The sequence below is a fragment of the Acetomicrobium sp. genome (genome assembly GCF_059026225.1).
In genome coordinates, this window is record NZ_JBWQOQ010000002.1 from 1 (window position 1) to 19,509 (window position 19,509).

31 protein-coding genes and 1 pseudogene are annotated in these 19,509 nt (G+C 45.2%); all 32 read right to left on the reverse strand.

From position 1 onward, the window contains the following. Nucleotides 1-511 (reverse strand): lyase family protein (locus AC5SXE_RS00935; RefSeq protein WP_493916315.1); only part of this gene is annotated, 511 nt, incomplete at its 3' end. Nucleotides 512-518: 7 nt separating this feature from the next. Further along, nucleotides 519-734 carry a hypothetical protein gene (locus AC5SXE_RS00940; RefSeq protein WP_493916316.1) on the reverse strand — a complete coding sequence of 72 codons (216 nt, stop codon included), beginning with the start codon at nucleotides 732-734 and terminating at the stop codon, nucleotides 519-521. Between the two features lie 35 nt (nucleotides 735-769). Next, nucleotides 770-1,093 (reverse strand): hypothetical protein, encoded by a 324-nt coding sequence (locus tag AC5SXE_RS00945; protein WP_493916317.1) that lies wholly within the window; start codon nucleotides 1,091-1,093, stop codon nucleotides 770-772. Then, nucleotides 1,081-1,464 carry a Ppx/GppA phosphatase family protein gene (locus AC5SXE_RS00950; protein ID WP_493916318.1) on the reverse strand — a complete coding sequence of 128 codons (384 nt, stop codon included), beginning with the start codon at nucleotides 1,462-1,464 and terminating at the stop codon, nucleotides 1,081-1,083. Before AC5SXE_RS00950 ends, AC5SXE_RS00945 begins: the two co-directional genes overlap by 13 nt. Nucleotides 1,465-1,555: 91 nt before the next feature. Continuing rightward, nucleotides 1,556-2,170 (reverse strand): DUF501 domain-containing protein, encoded by a 615-nt coding sequence (locus AC5SXE_RS00955; protein WP_493916319.1) that lies wholly within the window; start codon nucleotides 2,168-2,170, stop codon nucleotides 1,556-1,558. Continuing rightward, on the reverse strand, nucleotides 2,154-2,585 hold the full coding sequence (locus AC5SXE_RS00960; protein WP_493916320.1) for a S1 RNA-binding domain-containing protein: 432 nt from the start codon (nucleotides 2,583-2,585) through the stop codon (nucleotides 2,154-2,156). The genes AC5SXE_RS00955 and AC5SXE_RS00960 overlap by 17 nt, the downstream gene beginning before the upstream one ends. 366 nt (nucleotides 2,586-2,951) lie before the next feature. Then, nucleotides 2,952-3,044 (reverse strand): flagellar basal body protein, encoded by a 93-nt coding sequence (locus AC5SXE_RS00965; protein WP_303884288.1) that lies wholly within the window; start codon nucleotides 3,042-3,044, stop codon nucleotides 2,952-2,954. Nucleotides 3,045-3,056: 12 nt separating this feature from the next. Then, nucleotides 3,057-3,881, reverse strand: a complete 825-nt coding sequence (gene codY / locus AC5SXE_RS00970; protein WP_303884301.1) for a GTP-sensing pleiotropic transcriptional regulator CodY — start codon at nucleotides 3,879-3,881, stop codon at nucleotides 3,057-3,059. A 26-nt stretch (nucleotides 3,882-3,907) separates the two neighbouring features. Then, nucleotides 3,908-5,267 (reverse strand): annotated as a pseudogene (gene hslU / locus AC5SXE_RS00975) (ATP-dependent protease ATPase subunit HslU). Between the two features lie 40 nt (nucleotides 5,268-5,307). Beyond that, nucleotides 5,308-5,844: an ATP-dependent protease subunit HslV gene (gene hslV, locus AC5SXE_RS00980; RefSeq protein ID WP_493916321.1), complete on the reverse strand. Its 537-nt coding sequence runs from the start codon at nucleotides 5,842-5,844 to the stop codon at nucleotides 5,308-5,310. Further along, nucleotides 5,837-6,730 (reverse strand): tyrosine recombinase XerC, encoded by an 894-nt coding sequence (locus tag AC5SXE_RS00985; RefSeq protein WP_493916322.1) that lies wholly within the window; start codon nucleotides 6,728-6,730, stop codon nucleotides 5,837-5,839. Before AC5SXE_RS00985 ends, hslV begins: the two co-directional genes overlap by 8 nt. A 163-nt stretch (nucleotides 6,731-6,893) precedes the next feature. Continuing rightward, entirely contained in the window at nucleotides 6,894-8,237 is a 1,344-nt protein-coding gene (gene trmFO / locus AC5SXE_RS00990; RefSeq protein ID WP_493916323.1) for a methylenetetrahydrofolate--tRNA-(uracil(54)-C(5))-methyltransferase (FADH(2)-oxidizing) TrmFO, read from the reverse strand. Next, nucleotides 8,209-10,284: a type I DNA topoisomerase gene (gene topA / locus AC5SXE_RS00995; RefSeq protein ID WP_493916324.1), complete on the reverse strand. Its 2,076-nt coding sequence runs from the start codon at nucleotides 10,282-10,284 to the stop codon at nucleotides 8,209-8,211. The genes trmFO and topA overlap by 29 nt, the downstream gene beginning before the upstream one ends. 15 nt (nucleotides 10,285-10,299) lie before the next feature. Further along, the gene (locus AC5SXE_RS01000) at nucleotides 10,300-10,593 is read right to left on the reverse strand and encodes a hypothetical protein (protein WP_493916325.1); all 294 of its coding nucleotides are present in this window, start codon (nucleotides 10,591-10,593) and stop codon (nucleotides 10,300-10,302) included. A gap of 1 nt (nucleotide 10,594) precedes the next feature. After that, nucleotides 10,595-11,395 (reverse strand): DNA-processing protein DprA, encoded by an 801-nt coding sequence (gene dprA, locus AC5SXE_RS01005; protein ID WP_493916326.1) that lies wholly within the window; start codon nucleotides 11,393-11,395, stop codon nucleotides 10,595-10,597. Then, a complete protein-coding gene (locus tag AC5SXE_RS01010; protein ID WP_493916327.1) occupies nucleotides 11,385-11,891 on the reverse strand; it encodes a magnesium chelatase subunit ChlI family protein in 507 nt (168 codons plus the stop codon). The genes dprA and AC5SXE_RS01010 overlap by 11 nt, the downstream gene beginning before the upstream one ends. After that, entirely contained in the window at nucleotides 11,800-12,888 is a 1,089-nt protein-coding gene (locus tag AC5SXE_RS01015; RefSeq protein ID WP_493916328.1) for a YifB family Mg chelatase-like AAA ATPase, read from the reverse strand. Before AC5SXE_RS01015 ends, AC5SXE_RS01010 begins: the two co-directional genes overlap by 92 nt. Next, nucleotides 12,889-13,281 carry a YraN family protein gene (locus AC5SXE_RS01020; RefSeq protein WP_493916329.1) on the reverse strand — a complete coding sequence of 131 codons (393 nt, stop codon included), beginning with the start codon at nucleotides 13,279-13,281 and terminating at the stop codon, nucleotides 12,889-12,891. It abuts the gene before it with no gap. After that, nucleotides 13,235-13,561, reverse strand: a complete 327-nt coding sequence (locus AC5SXE_RS01025) for an EscU/YscU/HrcU family type III secretion system export apparatus switch protein (protein WP_493916330.1) — start codon at nucleotides 13,559-13,561, stop codon at nucleotides 13,235-13,237. Before AC5SXE_RS01025 ends, AC5SXE_RS01020 begins: the two co-directional genes overlap by 47 nt. After that, nucleotides 13,558-13,767, reverse strand: coding sequence for a hypothetical protein (locus AC5SXE_RS01030; protein WP_493916331.1), 210 nt, complete (start codon nucleotides 13,765-13,767; stop codon nucleotides 13,558-13,560). The genes AC5SXE_RS01025 and AC5SXE_RS01030 overlap by 4 nt, the downstream gene beginning before the upstream one ends. A gap of 134 nt (nucleotides 13,768-13,901) precedes the next feature. After that, complete coding sequence (locus AC5SXE_RS01035) at nucleotides 13,902-14,549, reverse strand: hypothetical protein (RefSeq protein WP_493916332.1); 648 nt, start codon at nucleotides 14,547-14,549, stop codon at nucleotides 13,902-13,904. Continuing rightward, nucleotides 14,546-15,118 carry a ribonuclease HII gene (gene rnhB / locus AC5SXE_RS01040; protein WP_493916333.1) on the reverse strand — a complete coding sequence of 191 codons (573 nt, stop codon included), beginning with the start codon at nucleotides 15,116-15,118 and terminating at the stop codon, nucleotides 14,546-14,548. Before rnhB ends, AC5SXE_RS01035 begins: the two co-directional genes overlap by 4 nt. Nucleotide 15,119: 1 nt before the next feature. Next, nucleotides 15,120-15,410, reverse strand: coding sequence for a hypothetical protein (locus tag AC5SXE_RS01045; protein ID WP_493916334.1), 291 nt, complete (start codon nucleotides 15,408-15,410; stop codon nucleotides 15,120-15,122). A 70-nt stretch (nucleotides 15,411-15,480) separates the two neighbouring features. Next, nucleotides 15,481-15,657 carry a GTPase gene (locus AC5SXE_RS01050; RefSeq protein WP_493916335.1) on the reverse strand — a complete coding sequence of 59 codons (177 nt, stop codon included), beginning with the start codon at nucleotides 15,655-15,657 and terminating at the stop codon, nucleotides 15,481-15,483. A gap of 19 nt (nucleotides 15,658-15,676) precedes the next feature. After that, nucleotides 15,677-15,943, reverse strand: a complete 267-nt coding sequence (locus AC5SXE_RS01055; protein ID WP_493916336.1) for a hypothetical protein — start codon at nucleotides 15,941-15,943, stop codon at nucleotides 15,677-15,679. Beyond that, nucleotides 15,943-16,449, reverse strand: coding sequence for a signal peptidase I (lepB, locus tag AC5SXE_RS01060; protein ID WP_493916337.1), 507 nt, complete (start codon nucleotides 16,447-16,449; stop codon nucleotides 15,943-15,945). The genes AC5SXE_RS01055 and lepB overlap by 1 nt, the downstream gene beginning before the upstream one ends. Nucleotides 16,450-16,553: 104 nt before the next feature. Then, complete coding sequence (locus tag AC5SXE_RS01065; RefSeq protein ID WP_493916338.1) at nucleotides 16,554-17,018, reverse strand: prepilin; 465 nt, start codon at nucleotides 17,016-17,018, stop codon at nucleotides 16,554-16,556. Nucleotides 17,019-17,059: 41 nt separating this feature from the next. Next, complete coding sequence (locus AC5SXE_RS01070) at nucleotides 17,060-17,233, reverse strand: hypothetical protein (RefSeq protein WP_493916339.1); 174 nt, start codon at nucleotides 17,231-17,233, stop codon at nucleotides 17,060-17,062. A gap of 31 nt (nucleotides 17,234-17,264) precedes the next feature. After that, nucleotides 17,265-17,540: a 2-oxoacid:acceptor oxidoreductase family protein gene (locus AC5SXE_RS01075; RefSeq protein ID WP_493916340.1), complete on the reverse strand. Its 276-nt coding sequence runs from the start codon at nucleotides 17,538-17,540 to the stop codon at nucleotides 17,265-17,267. Between the two features lie 91 nt (nucleotides 17,541-17,631). Then, nucleotides 17,632-18,261, reverse strand: a complete 630-nt coding sequence (locus AC5SXE_RS01080; protein ID WP_493916341.1) for a thiamine pyrophosphate-dependent enzyme — start codon at nucleotides 18,259-18,261, stop codon at nucleotides 17,632-17,634. Between the two features lie 10 nt (nucleotides 18,262-18,271). Then, the gene (locus AC5SXE_RS01085) at nucleotides 18,272-19,042 is read right to left on the reverse strand and encodes a hypothetical protein (protein ID WP_493916342.1); all 771 of its coding nucleotides are present in this window, start codon (nucleotides 19,040-19,042) and stop codon (nucleotides 18,272-18,274) included. Then, nucleotides 19,039-19,497, reverse strand: a complete 459-nt coding sequence (locus AC5SXE_RS01090; protein ID WP_493916343.1) for a hypothetical protein — start codon at nucleotides 19,495-19,497, stop codon at nucleotides 19,039-19,041. Before AC5SXE_RS01090 ends, AC5SXE_RS01085 begins: the two co-directional genes overlap by 4 nt. Nucleotides 19,498-19,509 lie beyond the last annotated feature (12 nt).

Below are 19,509 nucleotides of genomic sequence, written 5' to 3' on the forward strand. Positions count from 1 at the left end.
AAAAATGTGACATCCAGTAATGACCCATGCTTATGGGCTGAGCACGGCGCAAATGTGTGTAACCCGGCACGACAAAGTTCACATGATTTTCAGCACGATCCAAGATGGACTCAAGAAACGTTTCGACCTTGCTCGCAATTTCAAGAAGTTGTTCCCTTAAAAACAAGCGCAAAGTGGTTGCGATTTGATCGTTGCGACTCCTTGCCGTGTGAAGTTTTCTGCCTATGTCACCCAAGATTTCCGTAAGGCGAGCCTCTATGTTCATATGAACGTCTTCAAGTTCAATGAGTGGCTCCAGCTTACCGCTTTTTATTTCATCTAGCACCTGATCCAAGCCGGTTAAAAGGGCTTTTTCTTCTTCTTGGGTGATCAACCCTGCTGAAGCTAGTGTCTTTACGTGAGCTTTACTTCCCTTTATATCTGCTTCGGCAAGATGCCAGTCCATGTCGAGAGACTGGGTGAATTTAAGTACCACATCGGCTGTATCCTCGCTAAATCTGCCCTTCCACAATGTTTGCTCACACTCCCCAATTTATGCCCTTTATTTTTATATACTTTGCACTCCTTCGCTCAACCACTTCTGCCAATATGCCACACAATGCATCGCATTCGCTGTGAAAGTAATAGTTGAATCCCAAAAACTCAAGAAGCGCTAATATCACACAAAGGCCGCTTACAATAATATCGGATCTCCCTGGCTCAAGGCCTATTAGGCGCTTTCTGGCTTCTAGCATCCATTTGCCTTAACGCTTCCACTAAGTCTTTTATTTCAGTTTTTTTGATCTTCATGCCGTGAACCCGTCGATGGATGGTATTGGTCTATGGATACTTTCTTTAAAATCATGGCCGTCGTCGAAGATGTTCCTCCCACTCCAATGATCTCTTTGACGTCTTCAATATCTGGAATGTCTTTAAGGGCGGATCGCAGTTGAGAGCCAACATGATCTTTAATGGCCGTCACATCTTCATCAAAAAGGGCTTTTACCCTTAGTGCACCTAGCGGAAGAGAGCAACTCCACCTCTTGCCACAAAGTTCCAAGCTTCCACCGCCAAGGTCAAAGACTGCGACATCATTGGCGTTTATACCGAGCAAAGCGCCTTTGTAGCTATAAAAAGCTTCTTCATTCGCCCTCGTAATATCCGAAGTTTCATGCCCGCTTTTTTCTCGATAGCATATGTTACTTCGGACACGTTTAGGGATGATCTCAACGATTCTGTGGTAAACAAAATCCTGTTTTCAGGCGGCACACAAAGGACCTCAATCCTTTCTCGCACCCTTTCAAGTGCCTTCAAGGTTCTATTTAAAGCTTCCCCTTTTACCTCATATTGGCTCAAGCTCATCCCTTGGGCCAAACGAACCGTCCAAATGCCAGAATCTAAATAGTGCAAGAAATCGTCTTCGCTTGCAACTGCCAAAAACCTCAAGGAATTAGAACCTATGTCTATAGCTCCAAAACGAGACACCTGCTTCATCTCCTGTGCAAGCCACCTAAACGTCTGTCTATTTTGTTAGTACCAATTTCAACAATAAAGTCCAAAGTCTGCTAGAAAAAGTTTATTGACAAAAACTACCAGGATCTTCACACTCAATGTCAGCAAAACGAGCCTTAAGCCAATCATCGGCAGGGTGCTCCCTTAACGCAATCCATGAGGCTACCTGGAGGTGCAAGCATTTTATGGAAATCCCATCGCGGTAAGCTATGCCTCCAATGCCGGAAAGGCGCAGCTTGTCCAGCATGTTCTTCCGCGCTCTAAACAAAAACTTTTTTTCCCCCAAGGACAATAAAGAAAGGCGAAAAATGGCGTGTTTTACGTTAAAGGCATTCCATTCCCATTTGCTTTTACGCTTTTTTAAAAACTCTTCTAGCTCTCTTACTCCGCCCGAGGCTTCTAGCTTACTGCAACGCATTGCCAAAAACGGACAGGATAACCAAAAAGTTGTGGGAAAGGGTTTCATTCGGCAAAGGGGGGCGCATAGCAAAACTTGAGGTTTTCCCCACTTGCAGTACTTTGCAATTCCTATCGCGATAGTAGGATCAAAGATCCTGCCTCTCATTTGATACGAAAGCGTCGCTTTATCCTTGGGGCTGAGCTCTTGAAAGCATAAGGGGAGCCCTCTAGCCCCCCTTATGCTGTATGAATGGCTCTTGTCTTTACGACCTTTTGCCACCAGCTTTACGCCTGCCGCCTTTTTTACTATCACCAAGCTTTTGGTATAGATCCGAAATCTTTTCGTCACTCATTTTCATAAACTTCATGAGCTTTTTTTCAAAATCTTCTTCGTCGTGCTGATGAGATAATTTAGCTTCAATCTCACCGCCCGTCGAGCCGTGAAGCGATTTTAACGAAAGATCGATTCGACCCTTTTCGTCAATCTTAATTACTCTTGCCTTCAACTCTTGGCCCAAGCTTAATACATCTTCTACCTTCTTAACATATCCCTGAGATATTTCAGATATATGGATCATTCCTCTTTGACCATTCTCAAGCCTGACGAAGGCTCCGTAAGGAGTTATCTTCTCCACTACACATTTAACCACTTCGTTGACCTTTACTGAGGTGGTTACATCTTGCCCATTGCTCATCTGATACTTTTTACCTCCATTTTGTATTATAATTATATTATAGTTTTTACTTATTTAATTCTTGACCAGGTTCTCGTAAGGTGTTTATCTCGAGCTGACTTTTACTTCGACGTAGCCTTAACCACCTCCGCTCCTTTCGCATCCCATCGAAACCCAAGTCCACACTATGCTCTCCTCCAAAGCTTGCTGTCCGAGTTTGCGACACAAAAACAAATAGTAAGGCTCGTCGCTTCCTCGTGCCCTAGAATACCATACTAAAATTACGCCCTCTTTTTTATTTAAAATCAACTTTAGAGCTTTGTTTTTTATTATAGGGCAAAACATGGCGATAGGAATAGTCCCTTTCTCAAAAAAAATAATTCGTCCTTAGAATGCAGCTTCGCTACGTGCGTATCCGGATGTATTTACGTTAGCAATGTTTTGAGCAACTGCACTAAACCGTTTCGACAGCTTATGCATTCCGCGGTTTTCCTATTTATTTATCTCATCTAAAAATACAGGGGACAATATTTTGATATAGGTTCCCTTCATGCCCAAACTTCTACTTTCTATCAAACCAGCGCTTTCGAGCTTGCGCAGCGCGTTTACAATGACGCTCCTGGTCACGCCAATTCTGTCTGCAACCCTGCTTGCTACGACAACTCCTTCAGATCCTCCTAACTCTTTAAGTATTACTTTAATAGATTCCATCTCGGAATAAGACAGGGCACGAACGGCTATTTGCACCATAAACCTTTCTTTTGCTCTTTCCTCAATATGGTATGCCCTATCATATAGAATCACGATACTCACTACCGTTGCAAGATACTCAGACAAGACGAGGTCGCGCGTATCAAAGGGCGTTCCGAAGCGTGCCAATATCAGCGTGCCCAATCTCTCGCCACCGCTATAAATTGGCACATAAACCACATGCTTATTAAAATATCGGCAGGGTTCATCAGAATAAGCACAGTTACCATGGTCACTATGGTTTAACACAGATTCGTGAAGGCGATTTAGCCTCTGGGTGTAGGTTTTCGGCATGTAGCCATCCTTAAGGAGCTGTTCCATGTAGTCACATTGGTAGTCACTTATCCAAGCATACCCCAAAATCTTGCCCTCTTCATTTATTATGTAAACATTCGCCGTAGACAAATCGCATAGCAACCTAGCAATTTTCTGGTAATCCGGGTGAGGCGTCATGGCTGAAGATTGAAGCGTACGATTTATGATGCGCGTCTTATTTAGCAAGTCTTCCATCGCGGTTGGATTTACGATTTTGGGCCTTGATTCGATCAATTCACGAGGAGTTTCCATTGTCATTAATTTTCACCTTCTTAAATTTATAATAGATATCTTCTCAAGTCAGTGTTTTCAACTAACGGAACTAGGCGTTCACGAACGAAGGTTTCGTCGATATACACTTCCTTTTCCGTCAACTCAGGGTGCTCTAAAGCTTATCTCCTCTAAAAGTTGTTCCATCATAGTGTGAAGTCTTCTTGCCCCGATGTTTTCCATCTCCCTGTTCATTTTAGCAGCTAAAGAGGCAACTTCTTTGAGAGCTTCATCGGTGAATATAAGTTCTATCCCTTCGGTTCCAAGCAGCGCTTTGTATTGCTTAATGAGACTGTTTTCGGGTTCCACCAATATGCGCAACAGCTCTTCTTCTCCCAGGGAGTCAAGTTCAACCCTTATGGGAAACCGACCTTGGAGTTCAGGTATGAGGTCAGACGGTTTAGCCGCATGAAATGCGCCAGCGCCTATGAACAAGATATGATCGGTCTTGACGGGACCGTATTTGGTCTGCACCGTTGTTCCTTCAACCAAAGGGAGTAAATCGCGCTGTACGCCTTCACGACTTACATCAGGACCATACTTGTGCCCATCAACAGAGGCAATCTTATCTAGCTCGTCGATGAACACAATACCTTCTTCTTGAACTTTTTCCAAAGCTTCCTGGATCACCGCATCCATATCTGTTAACTTTTCCGCCTCTTCCAGTTGAAAGATCTTTAAGGCATTTGCAACGGTGGCCCTTTTGCGTTTAATTTTCTTGGGCAAAATGCCACCTAGCATTTCGCCCAAATTTAAGCCCATCTCCTCCATTCCAGCGCCCACAAAGGGGACGTTTGACAGAGGGCTTTCGACTACCTCTATTTCTATCTCTCTATCGTCTAGTTTTCCCTCTCTCAGCAACCTTCTGAACTTTTCTCTCGTCGTTTTCTTGGTCTCGTCTACTTCTTCTACTTCCTCTTCATCTATGGTATCGCCAAGCAAAAGCCTCATAAAATCCTGCGGGTGTCTTGTCTTTGATCTGGAGGGAAGTAAGGCATCCAAAACCCTCTCTTCGGCTAAAGCAGCTGCGAGGGCGCTGTTTTCCTCTATCTTCCTAGACTTGACCATGTGGACGGAGATATCCACCATTTCGCGTATCATGGACTCCACGTCCCTGCCAACATATCCAACTTCAGTGTATTTGGAGGCTTCAACCTTCACGAAGGGTGCATCAACAAGCTGAGCTAATCGCCTTGCAATCTCGGTTTTACCGACGCCTGTTGGCCCCACCATCAAGATGTTCTTAGGAATTATCTCCTTGGCTAACTCTTTTGGGAGTTTCTTTCGCCTGATGCGATTACGCAGGGCCACAGCTACTGCTTTTTTTGCTTTTGTTTGCCCTATTATATATCTATCCAAATACGCCATAACTTGAGATGGCGTAAGGTTGCCTTCTTTTATTACAGCCTCATTCACTCCTAATCACCTCTAACGTGATGACGTCGTTTGTGTATATGCAGATCTCTGAAGCAATTTGCAAGGACTTTTTGGCTATCTCACTAGCGCTCATATCGGAAGTTTCAAGGTAGGCTTTGGCGGCAGCCAAGGCATAGCCTGCGCCAGACCCTATGGAAGCTACTTCGCTATCTGGCTCCAAAACATCTCCGGCACCTGAAAGCAAAAGTGTTTGATGCAAATCGGCCACAAGCATCATGGCTTCCAGCCTACGCAAAGCTCGATCAGTACGCCATTCCTTCACCAATGCTACAGCGGCACGCATCAAATTCCCGCTGTGGCTTTGAAGATACTTTTCGAAACGCTCAAGCAAGGTCATTGCATCGGCGGTGCTTCCAGCAAAACCTGCAAGTACGTTCCCACCGGCAAGGCGTCTTACTTTTTTAGCCCCACTTTTGATGATCTGATGCTCCAGAGTAACTTGCCCATCACCTGCTATTGCTACTTCGTTGCCCCTGCGAACGCAAATGATCGTAGTGCCCTTAAACATCACTTTCACCTCTTCCTCTTGGGTGGGCGCTTACATAACCTTTCTTTAATTGCTCATAACTTATCTTAAGGTATCTTTGGGTGGTGACCAAACTTTGGTGACCTAGCAATTCTTGCAAAACCCTTAAAGAAGCCCCTCCCTCAAGCATATGTGTGGCGAAACTATGGCGAAGCACGTGAGGGCTTACGCCTACGAGCCCAACTCTTTTTGCGGCTCGGGAAACGATCCTGTGCACAGTCCGAACAGCTATGCGCTCGCAACCTTCCCCGGGAAACAAGGGACCGCTGTTTTTCCCTAAAACCGCCTGCCAATCCATTAATGCCTTTTGGGCAAATCTTCCCATTGGAACAAGACGCTCCTTTTCTCCCTTTCCCTGCACTCGCAACCATCTTTCTTTTATGTCCACATCTTCCCAATCTAAGGCCACCAACTCGGCAACTCTCAAACCGCAACCATATAAAAGTTCAAGGATTGCTCTATCGCGTATCTCAAACTCTCCGCGGGGCCCCTCTTCAAGTAGTAATTTGATGTCTTCGTAAGCCAAAGCCCTGGGTAGCCTCTTGGGCTCTTTCGGACCACGCACGCCCTTGGTGGGATCAGACATTGCAACTCCGCTTTGCTGTAAAAATTTCATCCAACTTCGCAAAGACGATAACTTTCGCAGAACGGTACTTTTGGAGTACCCGTAGGCTAAAAGCTCTCTTAAAAAACCTCTAACATGGGATTGTCTGATTTCCTCGAGATCTTTCACGCCTTCGGCCAAAAGGTAATCGACGAACTGCGATAAATCAACGGCATAATTTATAACCGTGTTATCAGTTCTTCCGCTTGCGTATTTTAAATATTCCAAAAAGGCATCAACCGAAGACGATATATTCTCGCTCATGGGCAAATTATATCATATTCTTAGGTATATTCTGACTAATTGAGTCTTTTTAGTAAAATCCCACTTTAGCCAACTGCGTCTGGAGTTTGGAGGGGGCAAATTTTTGGAAGAAATTACTTCCAGCGAATCCACGATTTACTGTTCGTCCATCAACTTACTCATGTTAAGAACAAAAAACATTCTCGTGGGCTTTCATAAAAACCTCAAGCGAGCTTAACGCCTTTTGAGCAATAAATTCACAGCGATTTCTCCGGTCCTTTATCTTTTGAGGCAACGGCGGAAATAGGCCCAAATTTATGTTCATCGGTTGAAAAGAAGAGGGATTCGCATTCTTCAAATACCACAACAGCGAACCTATAGCAGTATCTCTTGGCCAAGATAAAAGGGGAAGACCTTTAAGCAAGCAAAACATATTAAGGGCAGCGACTAACCCCATGGCGGTACTTTCAACGTAACCTTCAACTCCAACTATCTGGCCTGCCATGAAAACGTCTTTAAAGCCCTTTAACCTTAGCCATTCATCCAATACTGTGGGGGCATTTACATAAATATTTCTGTGCATCACGCCGTACCTTGCAAACTCAACCTCTTCTAAGCCCGGGATCAGGCGAAAGACCCGGTCTTGCTCAGACCATCTCAAATTCGTCTGAAAGCCAACCATATTGTAAAGTCTGCCTTCTTTATCATCTTGTCGCAACTGTACGACGGCGTAGGGCTCTTTTCCCGTTCGGGGATCTTTTATGCCAACAGGCCTCATAGGTCCAAATCGAAGCGCATCACGCCCTCTTTTTGCTATTACCTCTATAGGCAAACAACCTTCAAAGAAGCGTTCCTCCTCGAAATCGTGACGTGCAGCTACTTCGGCATTTATCAAGGCTTCGTAAAAACGTTGATATTCTTCTTCGGTCAAAGGACAGTTTATATAATCTTCTCCGTGACCGTAACGACTGCCATAAAAAGCGATGTCCATGTTTATGGTTTCGCGCAACACCACGGGGGCTACCGCATCGTAAAAATAGAGGAAACCTTCGCCGACCATTTCCTTGAGGCTGGAAGTCAAGGCTGCAGAAGTCAAAGGACCGGTTGCAATGATCGCGGGGCCACCCTCGATACGCGTTACTTCTTCAATAACGATTTCAATAAGAGGCATGGAGCTAATTCTGGAAGTGACCTCTTCACTAAAGGCTTCCCTATCGACCGCCAGAGCCCAACCCGCCGGCACTTTGTGCAGGTCCGCACACTTTATGATCAAGCTATCCAATGCACGCATCTCCGCCTTTAAGATGCCAGCAGGGCTTGAGAGCATATCAGAGCCTAGCGAGTTACTGCAGACTAGCTCTGCCAATTTTGAGGTCCTATGTGCAGGAGGATATTTCTTGGGACGCATCTCATAAAGCTTTACCCTGACACCCCTTTTTGCAAGCTGGTAAGCAGCCTCGCTTCCGGCAAGCCCTCCTCCTATAATCATTATAGGATCGTCACTTTTCGCCGATGGCTCCCACATCATCGAGAATGTCCTCCTTTTTAAACCCACAATCAGCGCATTTAATAGCTTTTCTTTTCACCACAAATGGCCCTCCGCATTTGGGGCAAACCTCGCCAGTGGGTTTATACCAACTGACAAAATTGCACTGAGGATATCTGGAACAACCATAAAAGGGCTTCCCCTTTTTGGAGCGAAGCAACACAACTTCTCCCTCTTTGCACTTCGGACAATTGATATCGAGGCTATTCGTAAAGTTCCTGGTATATTTGCACTCCGGAAAAGCCGAGCAGGCAATAAATTTCCCGTAACGGCCGTGCTTTATGACCAGCTGAGCCCCACACTTGGGACACTCTTCATCGATCGTTTCCAGCGGTACTTCAACTTTTGCTGTGTTTTCGACGCTTTTTAAAATACTTTCAAAGTGCTCCCAAAACCCTTTAACGATCGATAGCCACGACATTTCGCCGCTTTCTACCTTGTCCAATTCGTCTTCCATCTTGGCGGTAAATTCTACGTTGATGAGGGAAGGAAAATGTTCAACCAAAAAAGAGCTAACGGTGACTCCAAGCTCCGTTGGAAAAAGCTTTTTTGCTTCATCCCTTTCCACGTAGTACCTATCGTATAGTGTTTGTACGATGGTAGCATACGTGGAGGGACGACCTATGCCCTTTTCCTCCATGACTTTTACCAAACCGGACTCTGTATATCTGGATGGCGGTTTGGTGAACTTTTGTTCTTTATCGAGCTTTAATAATGTTAACTTCTCGCCAACTGTGGCTTCCGGAAGTATCTCTTCTTTTAAGTCCAAGGGCCAAAGCTTACTCCAGCCCTCAAATATCAAAGTAACGCCACTTTGCTTTAAAGTGTAGGGACCAGATTGGACCTCTACATTGGTTCGAGCTACGATCGCTGGAACCATTTGAGAGGCCAAAAAGCGCTTCCATATCAATTCGTACAGAGCTTTTTGATCCTTAGTTAAATGCTGACTGATTTCATCCGGCACCAAACGAACGTCCGTGGGCCTGATGGCTTCGTGGGCGTCTTGAGAACGTTCTTTTGAAACGTATTGATGCGGTTTTTCTGGCAAAAATTTCTTCCCATAATTTTCTTCTATAAACTTACGAGCCATGGCGATGCTTTCAGGGGCTAAACGTAGGCTATCCGTACGCATATAGGTGATGAGACCTACTGATCCCTGACCAGGCAAATCAACGCCTTCGTACAGGCTTTGAGCTATGCGCATAGTCCTTTGGGGAGAAAAACCTAGACGCCTTGCAGCCTCTTGCTGTAAGGTGCTCGTTTTAAAAGGCGGCAGAGGGTTTCTTTTGCCTTCTTTTACGTCGAACTTTGAAACGACAAAAGGAAAGGAAAGCAATTCATTGTATATTGTTTGTGCGTCTATGGCGTTAGTAATCCTGATGTTTTTCCCATCTTTTTTGATGAGCCTTAATAGAAACTCTCCATTCTCGCCCTTCGTCAATGCAGAAATCACCCAATATTCCTCTGGGACGAAGGCATCTATCTCGGCCTCTCTCTCACAAATGAGCCTCAAGGCGACGGACTGGACCCTACCGGCTGAAAGGCCCGATTTGACCTTCTTCCATAACAGGGGGCTCAAATTATATCCCATCAACCTGTCCACTAGCCTTCGAGCCTGCTGAGCATTCACCTTATTCATGTCTATCAGCTCAGGTTTGGTCAAAGCTTCTTTTACGGCTCTGGGCGTTATTTCGTACATGCGAATCCGGCAAGGTTCATCCTCAGGTATCGATAAGATATTTGTCAAATGCCACGCAATGGCTTCTCCTTCTCTGTCAGGGTCCGAGGCAAGCAAAATATTTTTGGCCTTTTTTGCAGCTTGCTTTAGATCTCTGACCACTGGACCTTTGCCCCTGACTAATATGTATTCCGGTTCAAAGTTTTTTTCTATATTTATGCCGATCCTACTTTTAGGCAAGTCTCTCACGTGTCCGTTGCTTGCCTTTATTTCATACTTGCGACCTAATATCCTTTTTAGGGTCCTAGCTTTAGTCGGAGATTCAACTATTATGAGAGTTTTATCTGACACTTTTTTCACCTTCCATCAAAGCCTAATTCCCCATCTGCCGGGTCCTGTCGTCGTAACAAGGCGGCGCGACTCCAATTTTCCCAACAATTCTAGAGCTAAAGCAGGCGATATTTTACACTCTCTAGCTATATTGTCAACGGTCCTATCGCCCTTTTCCCTTAACATCTCGTATATCCGCTTTTCCTCAAGTGGCAGTTCCTCAGCCTTATCTTCTTTCCTTCCGATTAGAAATCCTTCGGGTGAACCCTTTATTAAATGAATAAAGGAATCCACATCGACCAATGGATAGGCACCGTCAAATATTATCAAATTAGATCCCTTTCGCCACGCCCTCGTCAATCCTTCCTGGAACTGACCATGTCTCTATTCCACACTCCATTGCAATGCGTCCAGTTATCATTGCACCACTTTTAATAGGTGCTTCAACGATAACCACAACGTCTGCCAAACCAGCTATAATCCTGTTGCGCTCCGGAAAATTCCATGGCATTCCTTTTGTGCCTAATGGATATTCTGAGATCAGAGCTCCGCTTTCTTTAATCTCATCAAATAAGGGTAGGTTTTTAGCCGGATAACACTGATCCACTCCGGTTCCAAATACAGCTACGGTGGCGCCTTGAGCTTTTAAAGCTCCCCTGTGAGCCTTTTCGTCTATTCCAAAGGCACCTCCACTCACTACGGGAAAGCCTTCTTCCGCTACTTTAAAGCCAAGCATATGTGCTATCCTTCGCCCATAGTTGCTGCAGCGCCTTGTTCCAACCACCGCCACAGCAAATTTTTTAATACATTCAAGCCTTCCCCACCAATAAAGCAGTAAAGGTGGATTAGATAATCGATTTAACGAGGAAGGATATCCTTCCTCGTTAAATACCAGAATTTTTATCCCCTTTTTCTTGCAGCTTTCCAACTCCCTTAGATGCCATCCACTCGATAGAACTTCATACCATCTTTCCATGGCCCTTTCAGAATTTATAAACTCCCTGAGCAAAGAAGGAGAGCTCATTAAGTCAGAAGGAGCGATGGATCTTGAGCGCAAAGCAGCGATCAAATTGCCGTCGAATTGTTTAAGAGAATTAAGGGCAAGGAAAACCGATAAATCATCATCTTTCAAAGGGAAAACCCCCCCTGTAAGCTAACGCTTCGGCCAAATGAGAGCCTTTTACGGCCTTATCTCCGGCCAAATCGGCTATGGTTCGAGCTACTTTTAACACCCTGCTTAAACCCCGCCCTGTCAACCGAAGACTCGCTCCAATGGACTTGAGAAATGCTCTGCCATCTTTCGATAGCCCTAAGTGTTTTTTCATGATCCTCTCTGTCAACTCAGCGTTACACTTTATGCCAAAGTAACGCCATCTTTCAAGCTGTATGGATCTGGCACGCATGACCCGATATCTGATTGCTGAACTGCTTTCAGCATCGCCGTCCAATTCTAAAAGCTCTTCAGGCGTCAACCTCGGGATCTGCAGGTGAAGATCTATGCGATCCAGGATAGGTCCGGAAAGCTTTTTAAAGTACCTATCTATATCTCCTGGAGAACAAGTGCACTCCTTTACAGTGTCTCCCAAGTAACCGCAGGGACAGGGATTGCAAGCAGCAATAAGCAACACGGAAGCCGGATAGGTTGCACTCCCCGAAGCCCTGCTTACGGTTATGCATCCATCCTCTAAGTGGTTGTCTTAGGGCTTCGATAACGTCCCTCCTGAATTCCGTTATCTCGTCCAAGAAAAGAACGCCTCTATGGGCAAGACTAAGTTCTCCCGGTTTAAGATCGATTCCGCCTCCGCAAATAGCTACGGCGCTTGACGTGTGGTGCACTGACCTAAAAGGCCTGAAGCGGTCAGTCTCAAGTGGCAATCCACGGGCACTTCTTATCCTCATTGCTTCTATTAGTTCATCATCTGAGAGCGGAGGGAGGATCCCGCGAAGAGCCTTCGCCAACATGGTCTTTCCTGATCCAGGAGCACCTACAAGAAAGACGTTATGATGTCCTGCAGCCGCGATTTCTAGGCCCCTCTTGGCCGCAGCTTGTCCCTTTATATCGGCAAAATCCGGTTCTACTGCTATCTCTTTAGCTTGAGGTAGCGTGAAATCCAGCTTTTGTAATGTTTTTTCGCCTCTTAAATGGCAAAATAGTTCACCGATGTTTGAACAACCATAAGCTTCAACCCCTTGCACCATCGAAACATCCGCAACATTTCCCTGGGGTACGAAAAGGGGAAGCCCTAACTGCCTGGCCAAAAAGGCCGCAGGCACGCCTCCCCTTACCTTGCGCAACCTTCCGTCTAAAGCCAACTCTCCCGTGAAAATTCCATTGACGCCTTCCGGTATGAAACCAACCTCCTTGGCAATGCCCACAGCTATCGGTAAATCAAGCAAGGCGCCTTCTTTGGGTAAATCTGCCGGAGCTAAGTTTACCGAGATGTGACCCTTGAGTTTTATGCCCAATGTTCCTAGGGAAATACGCACTCTCTCGCGAGACTCCTTAATGGCAGTATCCGCCAACCCAACAATCGATATGGAAAACAATCCTCCCGTGAGACAAACTTCCACCTCAACTGGAAGAGCATCTATACCCCTCAATGTAAGCCCATAAATGCGACTCATCTATATCATCCCTAACGTGACATCTTTAACGTACTCTAGATCGTATCCATCGGCATTGCTGGCTTCTAAGGTTATGCCCAAAATATCTATTCTCCAGGGGCCCTCCCACTTCAGCTGTTCGATAAGCAATCTACCCGAACGGATGAGGGCCTTAATTTTCCTTGGACCGACGCTTTCGATAGGAGATTGAACCTTCCCATTCGTACGCACTCTTACTTCAATTATGACGAGTTCATCGTCGTCTATTGCTACGATATCCAGCTCTCCTCTTTTGAAAGTTACGTTTCTCATCAAGATCTTGTAACCCCTACTCGATAATATAGAGGATGCCAGATCTTCGCCCCAATTACCTAAATCCTTTTTGGTCTTCTCGTTCATATCTTTCAAGATCATTTCCCTTGCTCGCATCGATCCTATCAAGGAAGACTAATATTTGCGCAACGGCAAGATAAGCTTCCTCCGGTATTTCCTCACTCAGACCAACCCCCAAAAGCACAGCGACCAAAGCGGGATCCTCAACTATTGGGATGCCCACTTTTTTGGCCTCTTTTATTATCCTCTCGGCCAGCCATCCTCGTCCCGACGCAATAACCTTGGGAGCCTTATCTAGTTTTCGATCATAACGCAGAGCTGCAGCTTTCATAAATTTTTCGCTCTTTTGATCTTCCATCATGCCTTCACATCAAATCCCAAATAAGCTACCCCTTTAGGCTCCTTAATCAAGCCCAAGTTGAGGTATATCAATCTGATCGACAAGCTTTCGAGGGTTTCTTTAAGCGTAGTCAGGTTTTTTGAAAGAAGCTCTTCAACAACTTTTGAATTTGAACGCAACGTCACTCCGTAAGCATCTGCATCAAAGACCAACTCACCTTCAATCAATCCTATGTTTGCACCTTTAAAATGAAATATTAATCGAACTATTTTCTTTGGTTCCTCCTGAGAGGAAATCCACACACTTACAATTTTTCCATCTTCCAAGCTAAAGATGAGTGGCGCAAAATTATAAGGGAAAATTACACATTTTTTAGCGGCCGAGCCAACAAAAGCAAAGATTTAACGTAAGCACTTTCTTCGGCGTTTCCTTCAAAAAAACTTTCGATGCTCTTTTCGTCTTGAAGATTTTTTAACTTATCCTTTAAAGCCCTAAAGTACTTGTTTATCTGTTTTACAGTTAAACTAAAGTACCAAGAAAGAATCTTCACGTAGGGTTCTTCAAGAGGAAGACCGCGTGCATAAAGCTCAATGAGGGCAGGTAAATTACCCATATCCCCTCCCATTTTCATCAAAAGGTAGGACAGTTTCTTTACCAGATCTTCCGTTAGGGCCAGATGCCTATCTAACAATGCACTAACAATTGACTGCTCGAATTCGTTTAGTTTCCCGTATGCGGCTATCTCTTCGGGTTTTAATTTCAGAAGCGGAGGCATACGTGTCGAATCCCATATGCCAGTAAATTGTTCTCCCACCTCGAGCTTAAGCGAAGAGGTAGCATACATTTTTTGACCTTGTATTTCTACGATATAACTATCGCCTTGACGCTCAAGCACAATACTACCTTTAACTAAAGAACCGTTTGGAATGGAAGTGAAAGATGTATATGTCAGTGGTTCCTGGCCTTGAAATCTCACTGACTCGGAACCTTGCAAACTATATGAAGTCATTTCTCCACATTTCCCCACTTAAAAGTTTTTCTGTGAATGGGTGAGATGCCCCTTAAAGTTAATGCCCTCTTATGTTCTTTTGTTGGATAGCCCTTATTGGATGCAAAACCATACCCGGGATACAATTTATCGTAAGCAACCATCACCCTGTCTCTTATCACCTTAGCAATTATGGATGCCGCACCGACAATCGAAATATTTCTGTCCGCCTTTGGAATAGCCCTTTGAAGATAGGGTAGATCAGGTATATCGAAATTGCCATCGACTATGACCAAATCCGGCGTCACGGGAAGCGAACAAACGGCACGCTTCATGGCCCATAAGGTAGCCTGCAGGATATTGTCTTTATCGATACGCAATGGACTTGCAGCTTGAACTTTATAAATAAAACCTCGTTGCATAATAAGAGCAAATATTTCTTCCCGCATCTTAGGAGATAGTGCCTTTGAATCAGCCACGCCGAGTGACTTTAAGGTGTAAATATCCTCTTTGCACACCGCTACAGCTGCTGCTACCACGGGACCTGCTAAAGGACCTCTTCCAGCTTCATCCACGCCTACTACTATCATATCAAGGCAACTCCAGGGTAAAAGCGCCTAGTTTTCCGGTGGCAAAGCTTTCAAGTAAAAATTTACCTGCTCTCGACATATCTACTTCGCCACCTGGAAGAAGAGCACCGATTTTACGACCTATGGCTTTAAGATATTCTTCAACTGCTATTTCGTCGGCTGGAGTTAGCGAGAATTTTTCCAGCATTCTGGAGATAAAACTCGATGCTTGCATAAACTTCAGAAATTCTAAGGACAAACTCTCATAATCTCCTACGACACTTACCCTAATACACCCGAGCCACGCAAGCATCGCATGAGTCTCCCTATCGGTCTTGGGGTCTAAAATGCCTGGAGAATCGACAACAAGCAATCTGCCAGCTTTATGCCAAGAGACTCCTTTGGTTATGCCAGGAAGTCCTCCTACTTTGGAGGCTCTTTTTGCCTATTAAAGCATTTAGCAACATGGACTTGCCTACGTTTGGTATCCCAACTATGGCAACCCTTAGTTCCCTCCATCGAGGTTTGCCCTCGCAAACCTCGAACAACTTTCTTCGCAATTCCCCTGAGACTCCCCTTTTAAGGTTCAGTGCGAAGGCAGGAGTGACCTGAGGAAGCAAGCTCCTTAATCCAAAGCCTTGTCTTATCTTCTTCCGCTAGATCCCGTTTACTTAACACCACGCAAACCGGTTTCAATTTGGCAAGCTCTTGCGCAAAGGGCGAAGATGTCGATTTCGGAGCTCGGGCATCCCTTACCTCTATGAAAACGTCCACTTGCGAGGCCATTTCCTTAAGTTGTCTTTTTCCTTTTTCCATATGGCCCGGATACCAAACTGTCCTAGCCATTATTCGGGCACTCCTAATCTGCTTAAAGGCCAGTATCGGAAAAAAGCCGGCCCGAGCAAATAGTTTTTTGGCACAAAACCCCAAAAACGGCTGTCCTGAGAATTAGGACGATTATCGCCCATGACGAAATACTGTCCATTTGGGACTGTAATTTTTTCCATGCTAAAAAAATCCCTGTTTTTAACGTAAGGCTCTTCTAGGGGCACATCATCTATATAAACCACTCCATTTTTTATCTCCACAGTATCACCAGGCAGAGCAATCAAACGCTTAACGAAATCACGCGTGGGATCCAATGGGTATTTAAAGACGACAATTTGTCCCCTTTTCGGTTCCGTAAAATGATACCAGAACTTAGCCACCAGCACTCTATCACCAGGCATAAGGGTGGGTATCATGGAACCGCTTGGTATCCAAAAAGCCTGAACCACAAAGGTTCTTAAAATTAGCGCCAAAATCAAAGCCCAGATTAATGTTTCGATCAGTTCTCTCCACCATGGTTTCATCTTAATAGAACTCCCCCTGCGAGCAGATTGCTCAGACTTCAGCATATGCATGTCTTTATAACCCCATTTGGCTTATAAAATCAAGGGAAAATGTTCATTTTTCCCTAAAGACGCCTTCTAATCGTTATCCGACAATAAGGAGATATTACTATATAACCGAGCAGCCTGGAATTGCTTTTTGGCCCCGTTGTTACTTTCAAGGTCAGTCCGGGTGTAAGTGTATACCATTGCGGAGAATAAATCGAAGAGCTCTCCGTAGCGCTCATACCTCTAAAATAGCACATGCGGCCCGAGTCAAAGATTTCTTCTTCAAGGGTATCAAGCCACTGCACTTGTAATTTACTGGCAGAGACAGAGCGAGTCGTGTATTTTAACATAAAAGGTCTACCGGTTTGTACTGCCTCGATGAAGGTTCCCTGAAGCCAAGCGCGAGCTTTCGTTAGTTCGATAACAGCTAGCAAATCTCTTAGCTGACCGTCCGGCAAGAAACAAAACAACCTGCACTTCCCATAAAGATGAGAAATTACTATCAAAAGTTCTACAAGCGTCAATCCCCTTCTTGACAACATAAATAAGGTCCTCTCCGGCCCGGAGAGGACCTTATTTAAATTCAGGTTCTCATGACCCACTGAGCTACACTTCTGCCTAGCTCAAGCGCCCTTAGGTTATCCTCTCTGAACTTCGCAGGGCTCAAACTTGAAACAGCCTCTTCAATCTCCTCAAAGCAGATCCCGCCAATGCCCAAAGCGGACATCGCACCAAGTAACAATACGTTCAAGAACAAATAATTACCACCCATATGTTTATCTAATATCTCATATCCGTTCAGTAAAAATGTAGAAATATTTCTCCTTAGTCAAATACCTTTTTAGGTTTTCGTTTTGAAAGACTTCACGTTTATGCACGTTTATAACGCTATGGCCGCCATCATTTAGAAAGTGCAAATTCCTTATGCCTTCATTCTGATCAAAGGCCAGCAGGATATCAGCATCTCCGGCGCTTATAAGGGGGCTTTTGTAGGGCCCAATTTTAAAGTGACTTATGACAGAACCGCCACGCTGAGCCATTCCGTGGACCTCGCTTCCTATCACATTCTCGCCCTCTTTTCAATGCAACCTCTCCCAAACATGCGGCTAGTGAAAAGTATTCCCTGCCCTCCAAGACCAACGATGATGTATTGCATTACCTTCCCTCCTCCGATATGACCTCAATAGCCCCGTGAGGGCATACGTTTGTACACACGCCACACTTAACGCAATATCGTTCGTCTATAAATGCCTTCTTTGAGCTTTCATCGAAGGCCAAGCCGGGACAGTTGAAGAAATTGATACAAAATTTGCAACCTATACATGTATCGTCATTGACGCGCACGGGAATTTTGGGCTGCTCTTGTCTAAGTAACATGCAGGGGTGAGTAAAAATAACCACGGCAGGCTCTTCGTGATCCTTGGCATATTCCCAGGCTTCTTTCAAAATTTCCACGTTCTTGTCTATATCGTAGGACTCAACGGTGCGCACAAACTTTACACCGCATCCCCTAACAGCTCCTTCTATGGGAACAACTCTGCCGGTTTCGCCCTTTCTTAATTTTTCGCCTGTACCCGGGTGAGGCTGTCCGCCCGTCATGGCGGTAATCCTGTTATCCAGAATGGCCAAGACGAAGGCGTGCTTGTTATAAACCGCGTTGACAAGTCCCTGCAAACCCATGTGGAAAAATGTTGAGTCCCCTATAGTAGCTATGATGGGACGTAGTTTGCCATCGATCTTATGTGCAAGATAAAAGCCGGAAGACTGCGTAACGGAAGCGCCCATGCAAATTGAGCTATCGACTGGCCTTTTGATTTACGCCCAAAGTGTAACATCCGATGTCAGAAGGATATATCCCGTCCGGGAAAGCTTTCCGTATGGCAAAAAGGCTAGCCCTGTGTGGACATCCTGGGCAGAGCATAGGTGGTTTGGGCGTTATTTTCAACTCTTCGATTGCCTTCTTTAAATCCTCATCCACCGGGCGAGAGAAATCTTCTCCCAGGGCTTTATAAATTATCTCTTCAACCACCTCGGGTACCAGTTCGCCAGCTCGCGGCACATATCCATTCCATCGCCCCTTGACATTCGTACGATCGGGAATCTGAAGTTCTATTACAGGATAGGTTTCCTCTAATATTAAAACGTTTTTATGTCGGGCGATAAAATCAGTTACAAGGTCGATTGGCAATGGATGTGGGGTACCTATTTTCAAGACGGAGATGTCCTTTCTTCCCATTTTGGACAGCAAGTCCATGACCACCGCAAAGGATATACCTCCAGCTACAATGCCAAGTTTGGCCTCTTCTTGCGCTGGCACTTCGTAGTTGTACTTCGAAAAACTTTTAGTAAAATCCTGCCTAATAGCGTCCATCTTTTGGTTTAGTCTAGGGTGGTTTATTTTGACGTTAGCAGGAAGGCAATTCCAACGCTTAGGATCTTTGGCGAACTTTGCTGGCCTGTCTAAGCTTAATTGGATCGCTATATTCAACATCTTGCCTGCAATGGTCCACCCTGAACTGTCGGACGCAGCATCACGAGGTATATCGATGCTTTTCGGATAGCTCATAAGGCATCTTTAACCATCTCCATTGCTTCTCTGGCGGAAGAGGGATCAAAGACGGGAATTTTTGCAAATAAACCAAATAACCTGCTATCTTGCTCCGTTTGAGAGCTGTGATGGCCGGGGTCATCTGCGACGATCAACAACAGACCGCCCTCAATGTCAAAGTGAGCCAAACTCGTAAAAGGATCTGCTGCGACATTAAGACCAACGTGTTTCATGGCAACACAGGATCTTTTACCCGTAAAAGAGGCTGCTGCTGCAACCTCAAATGCCACCTTTTCGTTCGTAGCCCATTCCACAGCCATTTTAATGCCGAGCGAATCGGCGAACTTGGCTATGGCCGGCAAGATCTCGGACGAAGGTGTGCCCGGATAGGCACAAGCTACTTCACAGCCCGCTTCCACAACACTTCTGGCAATAGCTTCATTACCAAGAAGAACAGCCTTTTCAATCGCCACTAATATTCACCT